Below are 15502 nucleotides of genomic sequence, written 5' to 3'. Positions count from 1 at the left end.
CCGCCGAGCCGCCCGAAGACCGTGCCGGCGCCCTCACCGCCGCGCCCGTCGTAGAAGTCGCGGTAGTAGAACTCCAGCCCCTCGACGGTCAGCCGCCTGGACGGTGACCTTCGCCGGGTCGCCGGCATCGAGGCAGACCCCGTTCAGGCCGGTGAGGCGGCCGTCGCCGCGCAGGGTCCAGCGCTGGTTGGGGCCGCCGTGGCAGGAGTAGAGGGTGGGGGCCGTGCCCGGGGCGGTGGCGCTGTGCGGGAGGTCCAGGCAGCGCGCGGAGGCCGCGTTGACGAGGGTGGCGTCGGCGGGGAGCGGCGTCGGGCGGCCGGTGAGGGTGAGTTCGGCGGCGCTGGTCCAGGGGCCGCGGCCGCCGGCTTCGGTCAGGGCCCGCAGTCTCAGGTAGCGGCCGGTCCTGGGGGCGAGGGCGACGCTCTTGGCCGCCGGGGTGTCGGCGAAGGTGCCGGTGGCGGCCGGGGTGCCCCAGTCGCTGGTGGTGTCGGAGACGTAGACCTCGTAGTCGCCGATCCGGCCGTTGACCCCGCCGTCCTGGCGGGGCAGGTAGCCGAGGCCGTCGACGGTGTAACGGGCGCCGAGGTCGATGCGGATCTCGTGCGGGAGGGCCGCCGGCTTGCCGGAGGACCAGGCGGTGTGCCACAGCGTGGCGGGGTCGCCGTCGAAGGCGTTGCGTGCCGCGCCGTTCTCGGCGGCGGTCTCCTCGCTGTCGGCGGAGACCAGGGTCCAGGCCGCCTGCGGGACGGGCGGGGAGGTGACGGGGACGGGGTCGGCCGCCGGGACGGAGGTGCCGGCGGCGGTGACGCGGAACGCGCCCGTCTTGGTACCGGTCTTGACCCACAGGACGCCGGCGCGGTCGGCCGGGTCGTGGAACCATCCGGTGGCGGCGGAGTCGTACGCGCTCTTGTCGGCCAGGCGGGGCAGCGCGGCGCCGTCCACCGTGAGGGTGGTGGGAGCGGACGCCACGTGGAGGGTGAACTCGTACGCGCGTGAGGCGGGTTGGCCGGCGTAGCCGCCGGTGGGGGCGCCGACGGAGACGGTGACCGTACCGGAGCCGGCGGCCGGGGCGGTGACGTCGACGCGCTGGCGGGCGTAGGCCCCGGTCTGGTACGCGCGGGTGCGGCCGTCGTCCTCGTACAGGCTGAAGGCGGAGGTGCCGCGCGGGTGGATGTCGTACGTGAGGGTGGAGAGCGGCTTCTCACCGGAGTGGTTCATCTGCGGCCACATCGGCACGATCGCCCCGCCCTTGACGAAGAGCGGCAGGGTGTCGAGGGGCGCCCGGTAGCCGTTCAGCCAGCCCGGGCCGGCGTACGTCTTGCCGGTCCAGTAGTCCGTCCAGGTACCGGCGGGCAGGTAGATGCCGTCGCGGACGGAGGTGTCGGAGACAACCGGCGCGACGAGGAAGGAGTCCCCGGCCATGAACTGGCCGCTGGTGAGGTTGCCGCGGGCCACCGGGTCGTCGGGGTATTCCAGGACCATCGCACGGGTGCTGGGGACGCCGCTCTCGTGGGCGGTGCGGCTCATCGTGTACAGGTAGGGCATCAGCCGCATCTTGAGCTGGAGGTACTTGCGGTTGACGGAGAGGTAGGGCTCGGCGAAGCGCCAGGGCTGCTTGTCCTGGTAGCCGGCCGACGGGTTGACGGCGCCCCAGCCGGACATCGTCATGAAGGCGGGGGTGAAGGCCTTCCACTGGAGGTCGCGGGCGTACGTCTTCGGGCTGCCGCCGAAGATGCCGTCGACGTCCCCGGAGGCGTAGTTGAGGCCCGAGAGGCCTGCGCCGGCGATGGCGGGGACGTGCCAGCGCATGTCGTCCCAGGTGCCGTAGGTGTCACCGGTCCAGACGACGGCGTTGCGCTGGGTGCCGGCCCAGCCGTCGACGGTCCACACGAAGCGGCGGGCGTCGGAGTTCTTCTCGATGCCGTCGACGGCCTGCTGGACCCCGTTGAAGGCGTACTTGTAGCCCCTGCCGATCCAGGCCACGTCGGTCTTCACCGCGCGGGTCCCGGCGGTGCCCACTTCGGCGGCGATGTCGGTGAGGCCGGTGGAGGTCCACAGGCCCGTCTGGAAGCCCTTGGCCTTGAGGGCGTCGACCGTCGACTTCAGGGGTGCGGTGTAGCCGCAGCCGTAGCCGTCGTTGGGCAGGAACCAGCCCGAGGGCATGTCGGTGGCGCGGGCGTCGGCGGCGTAGCCGGCCACGTCGGGGGTGGTCTGGTGGCGCGGGCGGTCGTGGTCGCCCTGGTAGGCGGGGTTGGAGGCGTTGAAGCAGTCGGCGTTGCCGAGTTCGAAGCCCCACATCGGCGCCATGAAGGGTTTGCCGCTGACGTCCGTGTAGGCGTCGAGGACGGACTTGAGGGAGTCGCCCGTGAAGTACCAGGCGTCGAAGCGGGTCTCGTCGTGGGTGAGGGCGGTGGGGGCGGTGAAGGCGTAGGAGCCCGGGGCCCAGGTGTTGCGCATGACGCCGTAGTCGTTGGTGGACATGTAGAAGGGGGCGGGGCTGGCGTTGTCGTTCTCGCGCCACTTGTTGTCGACGGCCACCGGGACGGTCTTGCCGCGCAGCGCCCATTCGCCGAGGCGCAGGCCGGTGCCGTAGAACTGCTCGTCGGCGCCGCGCGCCAGGTACTGGGTGGTCTTGCCGCCGCCCCAGCTGGTGGGCTGCGCCTCCTGCCAGACGGGGGTGGTGTCGTCGGCGCGGTAGACGGAGAACTGCAGGGGCGACTTGTTGACCCGGATGGAGAGGGCCCCGGTGGTGATGCGGAAGTAGCCGCCGGCGTCGGTGTAGCCGGCGTTGACCGGGCCGAAGTCGGTGGTGGCGGCGAGGGCGGAGCCGGCGGGGTCGTCGGTGAAGGACCCGTCGGGAGAGAGCCAGAGGCGGAAGATGTCGGCGCGGGCGACGACGACGCGGGCCTTGGCGCCGCTGGAGGTGCTGACGGTGAAGGTGCCGCCCGACTGGGACAGACCGGTGACGCTCCCGGCGGTGGCGGCCGGTCCGGCGGCGGGCCCGGCCGCGGCGGTGCGGGCGGTGGCGGGCGGTCCGGCGGCTGCCGGTCCGGCGGCGGCGCGGGCGGTGGCGGGGCCCGCCGCGGCGAGGCCGGCGGCGCGGGCGGTGGCGGGGCCCGCCGCGGCGAGGCCGGCGGCCGCGAGCGCGGCGGCGAGCAGGGCCGCGAGGCGGGTCCGGTGGCGGCCGGGGCGGCCGCGGCGGCGGTGCTCGGGTGGGGGGTCGTGCCGGTGGCGCCTCGGGGACAGTCTCATCGCGCTCATGGGCAGCTCCTCGTGCGGTCCGGATCGCGGACACACCGCCTTGGCATGCACCGGGCAAGATAGCGGACGGAAGCCGGTCATTTGAAGGAACCTGCTTGAAGTAGTCCGGTACCGAGCACTTTTGCGCACGCGACTACGGGGCGCGCCATGAGCGGGGGGTGGCGAGCGGCCCTGTGCGCGCGGGCCGGTGCCCGTACGGCGGCGGGTGCGCCCGCGGCAACGACGCGGGCGCCTAGCCGTCAGGCGGGCTGGACGGCGATGGTGCAGAGGCGCTTGGTGGCCCGGGTCAGGGCTACGTACAAGTCCCTTTCCCCGCCGGGGCGGGCCGCGATGATTTCCTCGGGGTTCACGACGACGACCCCGTCGAATTCCAGGCCGCGCGCTTCGGACGCCGGCACGATGCGGGCGTGCCGAGCGATGCCCCGGGCCCTCAGCTCGCTCACCCTGGTGTCCGCGCAGACCACGCCCAGGAGTTCGCCCGGGTGTGCGGTGCTCTGGGCGCGGAGTTCCCGCACGACGGCGGCGACCAACCCGTCCGCAGGTGTGGTCAGGGTGCGGGGGCTCTCCCTGCTCCGCAGCGACCGGGTGGGCTTCTGGTCGGGAGCGATCCGCGCGAGCAGCTCCCGGACGCTCTCCAGGATCTCCTGCGTGGTGCGGTAGCTGACGGTCAGGTCGTGCAGTCTGAACCGCGGTCCGACGTGCGGGCTCAGCGCCTCCTTCCAGTCGCGTGCCGTCGCGACGGGGCCCGCCTGGGCGAAGTCGCCCACCAGCGTCATCGCCCTTGCGGGGCAGCGGCGGAGGATCATCCGCCACTGCATGGCGGTCAGTTCCTGCGCCTCGTCGACGACGACGTGCCCGTACGTCCGCTCCGGGGGCCCGTCGACCAGGTTTGCCGCCTCGTCCAGCAACGGCACGTCGGCATCGGTCCACGGGGCGTCCGGACCGCGCAACAGGAGGGACCGCTCCTGCGCGGTCAGGCGGGGAAGGCGCTCGGCGAGCGCGCCGGCGTCCGTCAGGAGCGCCTTCACGAGGTCACCGGGTACCAGCCGCGGCCACAACGCCTCGACCGTCCGGTCGACGCCGTCGTCGTCGAGGAGGTCGGCTCGGATGGCGTCCAGGTCCAGCTCGTGGACCGGACCCGGGTCGGCCGCACCCTCGGCACGGCGCTGGGCGACTCCGGTGAACCGGTCGAGGTCGATGCCCGTCATCGCTTCGGCATCGGCGTCGATCTGCTCCAGGAGGTCGCCCATGTCCCGTTGCAGCGCGTCGGTGACGGCGTCGACCAAGAGCTCCCTGAACACCTGGCGCGCGGGGTTGTGCCCGGGCGCGGCCGCCACGGCGGCGTCGCGTGCCGCGGCGACCTCCTCGCCGGACAGGTGGACCCGTTCCTGTCCGACCCGCACGGTGAAGTCGCCGGCGGGGGCTTGGCGGGCGCGCAGCAGACCGGCCAAGGCGTCGGCGAGGTCGCAACCGCCCTTGAGGCGCGCCGTGTCGAACGGGTCCGCCGTGTCCGTGGGCACTCCGGCCAGTTCCCGGCAGGTCGCCAGAACGACGTCGTTCTCTCCGAGCGAGGGAAGGACCTGGGAGATGTAGTCGAGGAACCGGGCGTTCGGGCCGACCACCAGGACACCCTCCTCCGCGGCGCGCGGGAACGCGTACAGGACATAGGCCGCCCGGTGCAGGGCGACCACCGTCTTGCCGGTGCCGGGCCCGCCCTGCACGACGGTCACCCCGCGGTGGGGGGAGCGGACGATCTCGTCCTGCTCGGCCTGCAACGTCGCGACGGCCGCGTGCATCGTGCCCGTACGCCGCGCCGACAGGGCCTCGGTCAACGGGCCGTCCCCGACGACGTCTTCGTCGGTGGGGGCGGTCCCGTCCAGCAGTTCGTCGCTCACCGAGACGACCGTGCGCTCCTCGAGGCGCAGGTGCCGGCGCCGCCGCAGGTTCATGGGGTGGACGGGTGTCGCCTCGTAGAAGGGCCGCGCCGCGTTCGCGCGCCAGTCCACGAGCAGCGGCAGGTCGTCGTCCTCCGTGTGCAGTCCGATCCGCCCGATGCGCAGGGCCGTGCCGTCCGTCCGGTCGATGCGCCCGAAGACCAGCCCCTTTTCGGCGCCCTCCAGCCGGCCGATTTCCTTCGCCAGACGCTCGGCGGCGATGTCCCTCTCGTATACCTCGCCGGCGCTTTCCGCCGGAGCCTTCAGCACACTTTCCCGACGGGCTCGCGCCTCGGAAAGCCTCTCGGTGAGCAACTCGTATAAGGAGGACACATAATCCCGCTCCAATGCCACGGCACGCACAGCGGGATCATTCATTTTCGACAACAGGGGGCTCCTTCGATTCGAGCCACACCATACGATCAAAGCCATCTGAAGGTAAGTCTTGACTTACCTGACCAGCCATGGCCCTGGGACCGAATCCACGACGGCCGGCGGCCTGGCATACCCGCATTCCACCGTTCTGCATATCAAGGATGTGCGCTCTGGCCACCCGCATGCCTTAATGACGAGCCCACGCGGGATATCGGCGATGTTCCGCCACTCTCGGGGGAAATGGGGGACGAGGTATCGGCGGCACTCGCCGGTGTGACGGCAGAGACCCAGAGGTTCCCCACCTCGCGCTTTCCCGGCGGTCGGCAGGATAGGAAGGTGGGCCGCATCCCGGGCTCATGGAGCCTCGGGCTGGTGGTCAACGTGCAGCGGGTTGCCGATTTCAGGAACCGACACTTCCTCGCCTTCGTCGGCATAGCCGCAACACTGGTCGGCTACCGCCGATTGGCGTCCCTGCTCACGGCCTGAGCCGGTCCCGCTGCACGTCGAAGCAGACCAGCCCCATGGACTCAGCAACGGCTGCCGCGTAGGCCGACGCCTCCTCTGCCATGCTCCACCGCATCGGGAAGTAGATCAGCGGCCCACTGGCCTCGCCGATCAGCGGGCCGGTCGACCATGGCGACATGTCCTCCTCGTCTTCCGTAATGTCGCACCACCGCTCCAGCAGCGCGGCGACGTAGGCCGCGATCCCTTCGGACGGAGACTCATCCACCTCGCCGTCGATGTAGCGGTCGTACAGGTCGTTGGAGATCCGGCCGGCGGACTTGTCATCCGCCGGTCTCTCACCTTCCCAGACAGCCAGGTCGTAACTCATGCCCGGAGGCTCCCACACCCCACTGACATCCCGCCGAGTCGGTGAGCCAAACAAAACGCGATTCAAAGGAGCGTTTTGCTGTGGGAAAGGTGTCTGGAGGCTAGCGGGCCGAGCGACGAAGGAAGGCCTGAACATCGGCCGTTCACCCGAGCGCGACCTTGGCCGGATCATGCACGCAGTCCTCTCGAGCGGACTTCGGCTGGCTCATGAAACACCGCCGGCTGGGCCCGCGGCTGCTAGGCCGTCTCTTCCGGATCTTGCAGGTCAGGCAGGATGCAAGAGGACGGCCCAAGCTGGGTTCCTGTCGATGGGGTGCCGTAGCGTCGGCAGCATGATCTCCGAGCCGACGAGCCAGGCCGAGGGCCCCTACGATGCAGCCTTCCTGCCGCGGCTGCGCATGTCCTTCCGGGCTGCACCCGGGCCGGTCACGGACCCGGTGTCGAAGTTCGGCGGACAGCCGGTCTGGCTGGACGAACCGGCCTGGCCAGAGCATCCCCGTACAGGCGAGCCCCTGGTGTTCATCGGCCAGTTCCGAGTGCCGGGAGACGAGGTGCGCCTCGCGTACCTGTTCCTGCATGAGGAGGGTGTGGTCATGGGCGGAGACACCCCGGAGAACGGCGAGGCCGTCGTTCTGGTCCAGCCGGGTGGGCGGATACCGCCCTTCGCGTCGATCGGCTCCCCCGGCACACAGGGGCGGACCCTGTGGCGGTGGAGTCCGGACTACACGGAGGTTCCCGTCGAATGGCTCACAGACCTGGCTCCGATGCCGCCCGAACTCGACAAGGCAGCCAACCAGGCCGCCGCCTGCTCCCGGTGGCTGCGAGGCGAGGGCCCAGACGTCGAATACCCCGAGGAGGAGTGGCCCAAGGACTTCTTGGGGGGCGAGGCCATCTACCCCAACAACGAGGCCTTCGGCATCGATGCCTCTTGGCGGTTCCTCTGCCAGTTCGAGGATCGAGGTGAGGCGAAGGAGGACCCGTTCTTCCTCAACTTCGGCTACGGAACCGGCTTCCTCTTCCTCAGCTCCGACCACCTCGAAGGCCGGTTCATGTGGGACTGCAGCTAGGCCGCGTCTTCGGATCACCTCGCTGACCAGATGTGGATGGCAGGTGGAGTCCGGCAAGGTAGATGGTGGCGGTCTTGTCATATCGAGTGACCAGGCCGCGCCATTGCTTGAGCCTGTTGATGCAACGCTCGACGGTATTCCTTTGCCTGTAGGCCTCGCGGTCGAAGGCCGGCGGCCTGCCGCCACGTCTGCCGAGGCGTTTGCGGTTGGCGGCCTGGTCGGCGGGCTGCGGAATCACCGCCCGGATCCCGCGCCGACGTAGGTGAGAACGGATCGCGCGGGACGAGTACGCCTTGTCGGCCAGAACCACGTCCGGTCTTGCCCGAGGCCTGCCGACCGGCCGCGGAACCTGGATTCGGGCCATGATCTGCGGGAACGCGGGTGCGTCACCGGCCTGGCCGGGCGTGATCACGAAGGCCAGGGGCCGGCAGCGGTTGTCGGCAGCCAGGTGGATCTTTGTGGTCAGTCCGCCACGGGAGCGTCCGAGGGCATGGTCGGCGGGCCCGCCTTCCGGGCCCCTTTTGGCGGGCCCCGGCGGCGTGCTGGTGGGCTCGGCCGATGGTGGAGTCGACTGCGACGACCCAGTCAAGGTCGCCATCGGCGTCGGCCTGGGCCAGCAGGGTGATGAAGACCTTTTCCCAGGTTCCGTCGGCCGCCCACGTCCGCAGCCGGTTGTGGGCGCCCTTCCACGACCCGAACCGTTCGGGAAGGTCCATCCACGGCGTCCCGGTCCGGTACTTGAACGCGATCGCGTCGATCACCTGCCGGTGATCACGCCACCGCCCGCCCCGCCGGGGTGTCCGCTCCGGCAGCAACGGCTCGATGCGTGCCCACTGGACATCAGTCAACGACACCACAGACCGACGATCCGATGATCGGAAGGAACCGGCCTAAGCCCACCCGCACCGCACCGAAGCCGTGATCCGCTTCGCGATGATCGACCCCATGAGCCGCCGACTCACCCGTGGATCCACCCCGAACTGGCGCGACACCCGGCCTTTCCGCACTCAGACCTCGTAGGGCCAGACGGTGACATGGTCCCGTGTCGCGCGAACTTCAACCCACGATCCATCGGCACCTTCCGGCAGTGCCCGGTCCGCAACGTCGAACAGGATCTGTGTGCCGCCCACGTCCAGGGCAGCCCCTCGGTCTTCGAAGAGGCTCAGCTGCCCACGAAAAACGACGCGGTCACCGTCTTCCCGCAGCTCGTACACGCCCGAGTCGCATGGCCAGGCGTTCACCGCCCAGACGATGTCCTCGTCCACGCTCCACTCGACCCGGTGTTCTCGCCCCACGGCCTCAGGGGCCCCCTGCCAGAGCGCCACCACTGCACCCACCGCCGAGTGCACTCGGACATACAGGGGCCCCGAGGGGGTGGGCTGCACTGCCTCTACTTCGACCAACACCGCACCATGATCCCCGACGGCCTTACCCGCGCCGAGACAGCCATTGCCGTACCCAGTCGGGTGTGGCTCTCCTTGAGCGGAGGGCCACACCCGACTGACCTACTGCTGCTCCTTGTGCACGGCTTCGATGTTGTTGCCGTCCGGGTCGTCGACGAACGCGCAATAGGCGCGGTACTCAGGCCAAAGCCGGGGCTCGTGCCGGGACGTGCCACCAGCGGTCAGGGCGGCCTCATAGAAGGCGTCAACCGCCGCTCGGTCGCGTGCGGTGAACGCAATGTGCGCACCCCGGGTCACCGTGGCGTCGCCCGCCGCATACAGGCCGAAGGAAGGGGTGTCCAACTCCTCTTCCCAGAACTCCGCTCCGCCGTCGGACGCTTCCCGGACCACACCGAGAGGCTTGAGGGCGGCGGTGTAGAAGCGGGTGCTCGCCTCGAGGTCCGAGGCGATGAAGGTGACGTGGTGAATGAAGGGCCATCGTTGTGTCATGACCGCGCAGTCTAGAGCGCCGAAGCCCGGCGCCGGGTTTGACGGAACCCCGCGCACGTCGAGCCCGGCGGCGGCAAGGCTCATGCGCTGCGTGCCGTTGGCGGACTCGCCCGGCTGTGGGAGGACCACCTGCGCGCACTGATCCCCGACGGCTTCCGCGGTGTGGACTTCGACGGCGTAAACCTGGTCCTCCTGGACGCGGATGTCGTCGGCCTCGTGCAGAGGGAACTCAACGGCGGACTCGACGACAGGAGCGTCGCCTTCCTCTGGGGCTGCATCGCCGACCTCGACAAGATCGCGCCCCTGATCAACGAGGAGTGCTGCGCCTCCTACTTCACGAACCTTCGGACGATGGCCCAGGTCGCAGCATCGCCCTACCTCCCCAGGGCGATCTGACCGCCGGACCGAAAGAGACTCGTGTAGGTTCCCACGACCCTGGTCAGGGTCTGGCTCGGTTCCGCCCAACCGCATCGCCCGCGAGGGCCGCGCCCGGTGGCGGCGGGGCGCGTTGAGGTACTGGCGGTCTGCGGAGTATGACCGAACCGTCACAACGCTGCGAGGGCGGAACGCGGAGGCCGGGCGGGGCATCTAGGTGATCGGCGGGCCGGGAGGCGCGTCGACGTGACGGCGAGAACCGGCAGAGCCGGGTGCGAACAGCAAGGTGGGCACGGATGAAGGCGGAATCGGTGGCGAGCGACGGAACGGACAACACCCTTGTCCTTGCCGGGCGGGAACGGGCGAACTCCGGTCCCCGCACCGTGAACAAGCAGAGCGACGCCCCCGCCGAACAGGACCCGGCCGACGCCGACCCGGAAGCGGAGACGGGCAGGCCCGCCGAACGGGAACCCGCCGACGCCGATGCGGGAACGGAGACCGGCACCCGCGCCGAGCAGCAGCCGGGCGGCCGGAGCGAGCAGACCGACGCCGACACCGAAGCGGAACCGGCCGACACGGTCGTGGAGACGGAGACCGGCAGCCCCGCCGAGCGGGAACCGGCCGACGCCGACGCGGAGACGGAGAGCAGCGCCCGCGCCGAGCGGGAGCCGGCCGGGGGCGAGCGGACCGACGCGGAGTCGGAGAGCGGTAGCCGCACCGGGCGGGCCGAGGCCGTCAACGGTGCCAGGGCCTCCGCGCCGGAAGCAGCCCGGGGTTCCGCCGCGGGGGTACGCGCCCCCGGGGCGGACGGCGCCGCCGAGGGTGACCGGGTGGCGGCCGCACGCGAGACTCCGCACCGGGCGGACGGCGGCTCCCCCGCTGCGCAGCCCGACGGGAGCGCGTCCCCGGCGGACAGCCCCGACGGGTCGGCCCCGGCGCAAGAGACCGGCGACGCGAACGCCGCCGCAGGCCCCGACGGCGGCGAGTCCCCCTCCGCCCTGCCCGACCGCGCGGGCGGCCCGGGCGACTCCACGCCGTCCGGGGCCGGGAAGTCCCGTCCGCGCCCGTCATGGGCGAAGGACGGTGACGGCAGAGCCGGGGCAACCGCCCCCCAACGCAAGGAGAACCAGGAGTCGCCGCCCGCTGCGGGCGGCGCCGCACCGCAACGGCCGGCCAAGGAAGCCGGGCCGAAGCCGCCGGTCACGGACCGGGCGGCCAGCGCCGACCGTCCCCCGGCAACCACCGACGCGACCCGGCCCCAAGACAGCGGCCCGGCAGCCGTACCGACCGCCCGCCCCCGCGTGCCGGGTGACACGGCACCGGCTCGGCCCGCCAAGGAAGCCGGACCCAAGCCGCCGGCCCCGGACCGGCCGGCCCGTCCCGCCGCGCCCACCGACGCGACCCGGCCCCAGGGCAGCGGCCCGGCAGCCGTACCGACCGGCCGCCCCCGCGTGCCGGCCGGCGCTCCGACGCGTCCCGTGCCGCAGCCGCCCCTGGAGCTGCTGGCGGAGTTGACCAACACCGCTGCCCCGCCGGAGACCCGGGGCCGCACCCTCACGCGCCGCGTCAAGGTGTGGACGCCGATCGTGCTGCTGCTCGGGGCCGCCGTCGTGGGCGGCCAGATGCTGCGCCCGCTGCCCGCCCCGCAGCTCGTCGCGGCGCAGGCCTCGTACACCCTCGACGGTTCGACGCCCATCCCCTGGCCGGCCAAGGGGCAGGCGGCCGTGCGCGTGGCCGGCTCCGGTGACATCGGCACCTTCGGTGAGCAGAGGCCGGTGCCGACGGCCAGCGTGGCGAAGGTGATGACGGCGTACGTGGTCCTCAAGGGGCATCCGCTGCGCAGGAACGACCCCGGCCCGCGGATCGAGGTCGACGCCAAGGCTGTGGCCGACGGCGCCTCGGAGCACGAGTCCCGGATCGAGGGGCTGACCGCGGGGACGAAGTTCAGCCAGCAGGACATGCTCAAGATGCTGATGATCCCCTCGGCCAACAACATCGCCCGTCTGCTGGCCCGTTGGGACGCCGGCAGCGACGACGAGAGCGCCTTCGTCGCGAAGATGAACGCCGCGGCCCGGGACCTCGGCATGGAGGACACGACGTACACGGACCCCAGCGGTCTGGACGCGGGCACCGTCAGCACCGCTGTCGACCAGCTGAAGCTGGCGGAGGCGGTGATGCGGGACGAGGCGTTCCGTGCGGTGGTGGCCATGCCCAACGCCACGATCGAGGGGCTGCCCGAGCCGATCAAGAACAACAACGCCGACCTGCTCCTCGCACCGGGTCTGAGCGTGAGGGGCATCAAGACCGGGTCGAGCACCCCCGCCGGCGGCACCCTGATGTGGGCGGCGTACAAGTCGGTCGGGGGCGACACCCCGCTGATCCTCGGCACGATGATGGACCAGCACGTGGACGGCCCCGACCCCGACGCGGCCAACAGCCTGGCGCTGGTGAAGGAGAACAGCCGCAAGGTCATCGAGGCGGTCCGCTCGGCGCTCGGCCAGGTCACCGTGATCCGCAAGGGGCAGCTGGTGGGGCACGTGTCCGACGGGCTGGGTGGCACGACCCCGCTCGTGGCGGCGAAGGACCTCGCCGTGGCGGGGGTGCCGGGGCAGCGGTTGCGGCTGACGCTGGGGGCGGGCGCCCGACCGGTGCCGCACGGGGCCGGGGCGGGGACGGAGGTCGGCGTACTGACCGTGGGCGAGGGGAGCGGCGCGAAGAGCGTGCCGGTCGCGGTGCGAACCGACCTGCGGGAGCCCTCGTTCGGGGCGAGGATCACCCGGCTGTCCTGAGGCGGATGCGGCCGTGGTTGCATGACCGGATGGAGATCCGGCGACGCGAAGACGACGATCTCGGCGCGTGCGTGCGCGTACTCGCCGAGGTGCACCGCGGCGACGGCTATCCGGTGGACTGGCCCGAGCGGCCGCGGGAATGGCTGTCGCCGCCCGCCCTGCTCGGCGGCTGGGTCGCGGAGCGGGACGGCGCGGTGGCCGGCCATGTCGGCCTGTGCCGCAGCGGACCCGGAGACTCGGCGCCGGGGTTGTGGAGCCGGCGGACGGGCGTGCCCGTGGAGCGCGTGGCCGTCGTCAGCCGGCTGTTCGTCGCGCCCGGCGCGCGCGGGCACGGGATCGGCGCCCTGCTGATGGCGCGGGCCGTGCGGGAAGCGCGGGAGCTCGGGCTGCATCCGGTGCTCGACGTGGTGGCCTCCGACACGGCGGCCGCCGCGCTGTACGAGCGCCTCGGCTGGAGCCTGCTGGCGACCGTCGAGCAGCGGTGGGGTCCGGACCGGCTGGTGACCGTACGCTGCTACGCCGCGCAGCGGTAGGGGTGACGGGTTCGCGACGGCGAGCAGGGCCGGGCGGACGCCGAAAGAGCCGTCCGGCAGCTGCCCGGGCGGCGGGGGAAGGGTGCGCTGCGGCCGTCCTTCGTGCCGCACCCCGCGCCGACCGGACGGCCGTGTCCCCGCGTCTGCTTCCGGACACGCTGCCGCGGGGGGTGGCCGGACACCGCGCGGCGGGGCTCGTCCCACCGCTCACCGGCGGTGGCCGGAAGGCGACCCCGGTCGGGTGAACAAGGGCTTACGGGCTGGTAACTTGCGCGAGTTGATCAAGGCCGGGGCCCGCTCCGCGGTGCCGCCCGGCCGGAGCCACCCCCCCAGTACCAAGGAACCACATTGGCACGCACCGTCCGCACGACGGCCCTCACGCTCACCCTCTCCTTCGCCCTGCTGCCGGCCGCGCCGGCGTTCGCCGAGGCGCCCACCCCGCACCTGGACTCCGTGGAGCAGACGCTGCGCCAGGTGTCCCCCGGCCTCGAGGGCTCGGTGTGGGAGCGCACGGCCGGCAACCGTCTCGGCTCCTCCGCGCCGGGCGGCTCCGACTGGCTGCTCCAGACGCCCGGCTGCTGGGGCGACCCGGCCTGCACCGAGCGCCCGGGGTCGCGCCGCCTGCTGGACAAGACGCGGCAGGACATCGCCGGGGCCCGTGAGAGCGTGGACATCTCCACCCTGGCCCCCTTCCCCAACGGCGGTTTCCAGGACGCGATCGTGGCCGGCCTCAAGGAGGCCGTGCAGAAGGGCAACCGCCTCCAGGTCCGCATCCTGGTCGGCGCCGCGCCGATCTACCACGCCAACGTGATCCCGTCCTCGTACCGCGACGAGATGGTGGCCAAGCTGGGGCCGGCGGCCGCGAACGTCACCCTCAACGTGGCCTCGATGACCACCTCGAAGACCGGCTTCTCCTGGAACCACTCCAAGCTGGTGGTGGTGGACGGGGGTTCGGTGATCACCGGCGGCATCAACAGCTGGAAGGACGACTACCTCGACACCGCGCACCCGGTGAACGACGTCGACCTCGCGCTGTCCGGTCCGGCGGCGGGCTCCGCCGGCCGCTACCTGGACACGCTGTGGGACTGGACCTGCCGCAACAAGAGCAGCTGGAGCAGCGTCTGGTTCGCCTCCTCCAACGGCGCCGGCTGCCTGCCCACGCTGCCCCGGCCGGCCGTTCCGGCCGGCGGCGGGGACGTCCCCGCGCTGGCGGTCGGCGGTCTCGGCGTGGGCATCCGCCAGTCCGACCCCGCCTCGGCGTTCAGGCCGGTGCTGCCGACGGCCCCCGACACCAAGTGCGGCATCGGCGTCCACGACAACACCAACGCCGACCGGGACTACGACACGGTCAACCCGGAGGAGAGCGCCCTGCGCGCGCTGGTCGCGAGCGCGAAGAGCCACGTCGAGATCTCCCAGCAGGACCTGAACGCGACCTGCCCGCCGCTCCCCCGCTACGACGTCCGCCTGTACGACACGCTCGCCGCGAAGCTGCTGGCCGGGGTGAAGGTCCGCATCGTCGTCAGCGACCCGGCGAACCGGGGCGCGGTCGGCAGCGACGGCTACTCGCAGATCAAGTCGCTGTCCGAGGTGAGCGACGCGCTGCGCGGCCGTCTGACGGTCCTGGCCGGTGACGAGGGGAAGGCGAAGGCCGCGATGTGCCAGAGCCTGCAACTGGCGACCTTCCGGGCGTCGGACAGGGCCGCGTGGGCGGACGGCAAGCCGTACGCCCAGCACCACAAGCTGGTCTCGGTGGACGACGCGGCCTTCTACATCGGCTCGAAGAACCTCTACCCGTCCTGGCTCCAGGACTTCGGCTACGTCGTGGAGAGCCCGGCCGCCGCGAACCAGCTGAAGGACTCCCTGTTGGCTCCGCAGTGGACGTACTCCCGGGCGACGGCCACGTACGACTACGCGCGCGGCCTCTGCCAGGCCTGAGCGGCCGGCGGCGGACGGCGACGGCGGACGGCGTCCCGGGTCAGCGCCTGCGCTGGCCCGGGGCGGCGCTGCCCAGGAGCGCCTCGGAGACGAGACGGGCGCCGCGGGCGAGGCGGCCCAGCTGTTCGAGCTCGATGGCGTACATCCGGATGGTGTTCTCGATGACCGACTCGGCCACTCCCATCGTCGGCAGGTCGGCCCGGCTGGTGTGCAGGGCGACGCGGACCGCGCGCATCTCGTGCTGGAGCTGGAGCTGCACGTGCCGGGCCAGGAGGGCGTGGTGGCGGGTCAGCGTCAGGTAGCCGCCGTAGCGGGCGGGGAGGAGGTCCCGCAGCCAGCGGGTGGCGGTGCGCTCCCAGTCGTGCGTGCCGGGCGCCTTGACCTGAAGGGGCCAGTCCGGGCTGCGCGTGAGGGTGGCCGTCTGGGGCATTCTCGTCACTTCCGAGGGGTGTCGAACTCTGATCGAGACACTGCTGTGGGCGGCCTCGGCCCAGGGGTTGGCCGAGGCCG

At 72.0% G+C, this 15502-nt stretch carries 12 protein-coding genes; 5 read left to right on the top strand and 7 right to left on the bottom strand.

What is annotated here, in order from left to right; all coding sequences use genetic code 11:
• Positions 1-33 precede the first annotated feature (33 nt).
• The 3 genes from AB0D45_RS23575 to AB0D45_RS23565 form a co-directional block, all read right to left on the bottom strand.
• Complete coding sequence (locus tag AB0D45_RS23575) at positions 34-3261, bottom strand: TIM-barrel domain-containing protein (RefSeq protein WP_362462202.1); 3228 nt, start codon at positions 3259-3261, stop codon at positions 34-36.
• A gap of 239 nt (positions 3262-3500) precedes the next feature.
• Entirely contained in the window at positions 3501-5573 is a 2073-nt protein-coding gene (locus tag AB0D45_RS23570; RefSeq protein ID WP_362462208.1) for an AAA family ATPase, read from the bottom strand.
• Between the two features lie 472 nt (positions 5574-6045).
• Positions 6046-6402, bottom strand: a complete 357-nt coding sequence (locus AB0D45_RS23565; RefSeq protein ID WP_362462199.1) for a hypothetical protein — start codon at positions 6400-6402, stop codon at positions 6046-6048.
• A 331-nt stretch (positions 6403-6733) separates the two neighbouring features.
• On the opposite strand from AB0D45_RS23565, the gene AB0D45_RS23560 reads away from it, so the two are divergent.
• Complete coding sequence (locus AB0D45_RS23560; protein ID WP_362462196.1) at positions 6734-7468, top strand: hypothetical protein; 735 nt, start codon at positions 6734-6736, stop codon at positions 7466-7468.
• Here AB0D45_RS23560 and AB0D45_RS23555 read toward each other — a convergent pair.
• The 3 genes from AB0D45_RS23555 to AB0D45_RS23545 form a co-directional block, all read right to left on the bottom strand.
• Positions 7449-8325 (bottom strand): IS5 family transposase gene (locus tag AB0D45_RS23555; RefSeq protein ID WP_362462194.1). Its coding sequence is split into 2 segments (ribosomal slippage): positions 7449-7961 and positions 7963-8325, totalling 876 coding nucleotides; the frame shifts between segments, so codons are not numbered across the junction. The genes AB0D45_RS23560 and AB0D45_RS23555 overlap by 20 nt on opposite strands.
• Before the next feature lie 150 nt (positions 8326-8475).
• Positions 8476-8733 carry a hypothetical protein gene (locus AB0D45_RS23550; RefSeq protein ID WP_362462192.1) on the bottom strand — a complete coding sequence of 86 codons (258 nt, stop codon included), beginning with the start codon at positions 8731-8733 and terminating at the stop codon, positions 8476-8478.
• 240 nt (positions 8734-8973) lie between these two features.
• Positions 8974-9444, bottom strand: a complete 471-nt coding sequence (locus tag AB0D45_RS23545) for a VOC family protein (protein WP_362462189.1) — start codon at positions 9442-9444, stop codon at positions 8974-8976.
• Between the two features lie 132 nt (positions 9445-9576).
• Between AB0D45_RS23545 and AB0D45_RS23540 the strand changes: the two genes are divergently transcribed.
• The 4 genes from AB0D45_RS23540 to AB0D45_RS23525 all read left to right on the top strand — a co-directional run bounded on the left by AB0D45_RS23540 (position 9577) and on the right by AB0D45_RS23525 (position 14992).
• The gene (locus tag AB0D45_RS23540) at positions 9577-9756 is read left to right on the top strand and encodes a hypothetical protein (RefSeq protein WP_362462186.1); all 180 of its coding nucleotides are present in this window, start codon (positions 9577-9579) and stop codon (positions 9754-9756) included.
• A 275-nt stretch (positions 9757-10031) separates the two neighbouring features.
• Positions 10032-12524, top strand: coding sequence for a serine hydrolase (locus tag AB0D45_RS23535; RefSeq protein WP_362462183.1), 2493 nt, complete (start codon positions 10032-10034; stop codon positions 12522-12524).
• Positions 12525-12553: 29 nt separating this feature from the next.
• The gene (locus tag AB0D45_RS23530; protein WP_362462181.1) at positions 12554-13057 is read left to right on the top strand and encodes a GNAT family N-acetyltransferase; all 504 of its coding nucleotides are present in this window, start codon (positions 12554-12556) and stop codon (positions 13055-13057) included.
• A gap of 348 nt (positions 13058-13405) precedes the next feature.
• Positions 13406-14992, top strand: a complete 1587-nt coding sequence (locus tag AB0D45_RS23525) for a phospholipase (RefSeq protein ID WP_362462179.1) — start codon at positions 13406-13408, stop codon at positions 14990-14992.
• A gap of 40 nt (positions 14993-15032) precedes the next feature.
• Here AB0D45_RS23525 and AB0D45_RS23520 read toward each other — a convergent pair whose 3' ends face one another.
• Entirely contained in the window at positions 15033-15422 is a 390-nt protein-coding gene (locus AB0D45_RS23520) for a hypothetical protein (RefSeq protein WP_361608158.1), read from the bottom strand.
• Positions 15423-15502: the final 80 nt, after the last annotated feature.

This window comes from Streptomyces sp. NPDC048352 (assembly GCF_040651895.1).
Classification (GTDB): Bacteria; Actinomycetota; Actinomycetes; order Streptomycetales; family Streptomycetaceae; genus Streptomyces.
Note: the sequence above shows the minus strand (reverse complement) of the source record. Positions and strands in the feature narration are given on the sequence as shown.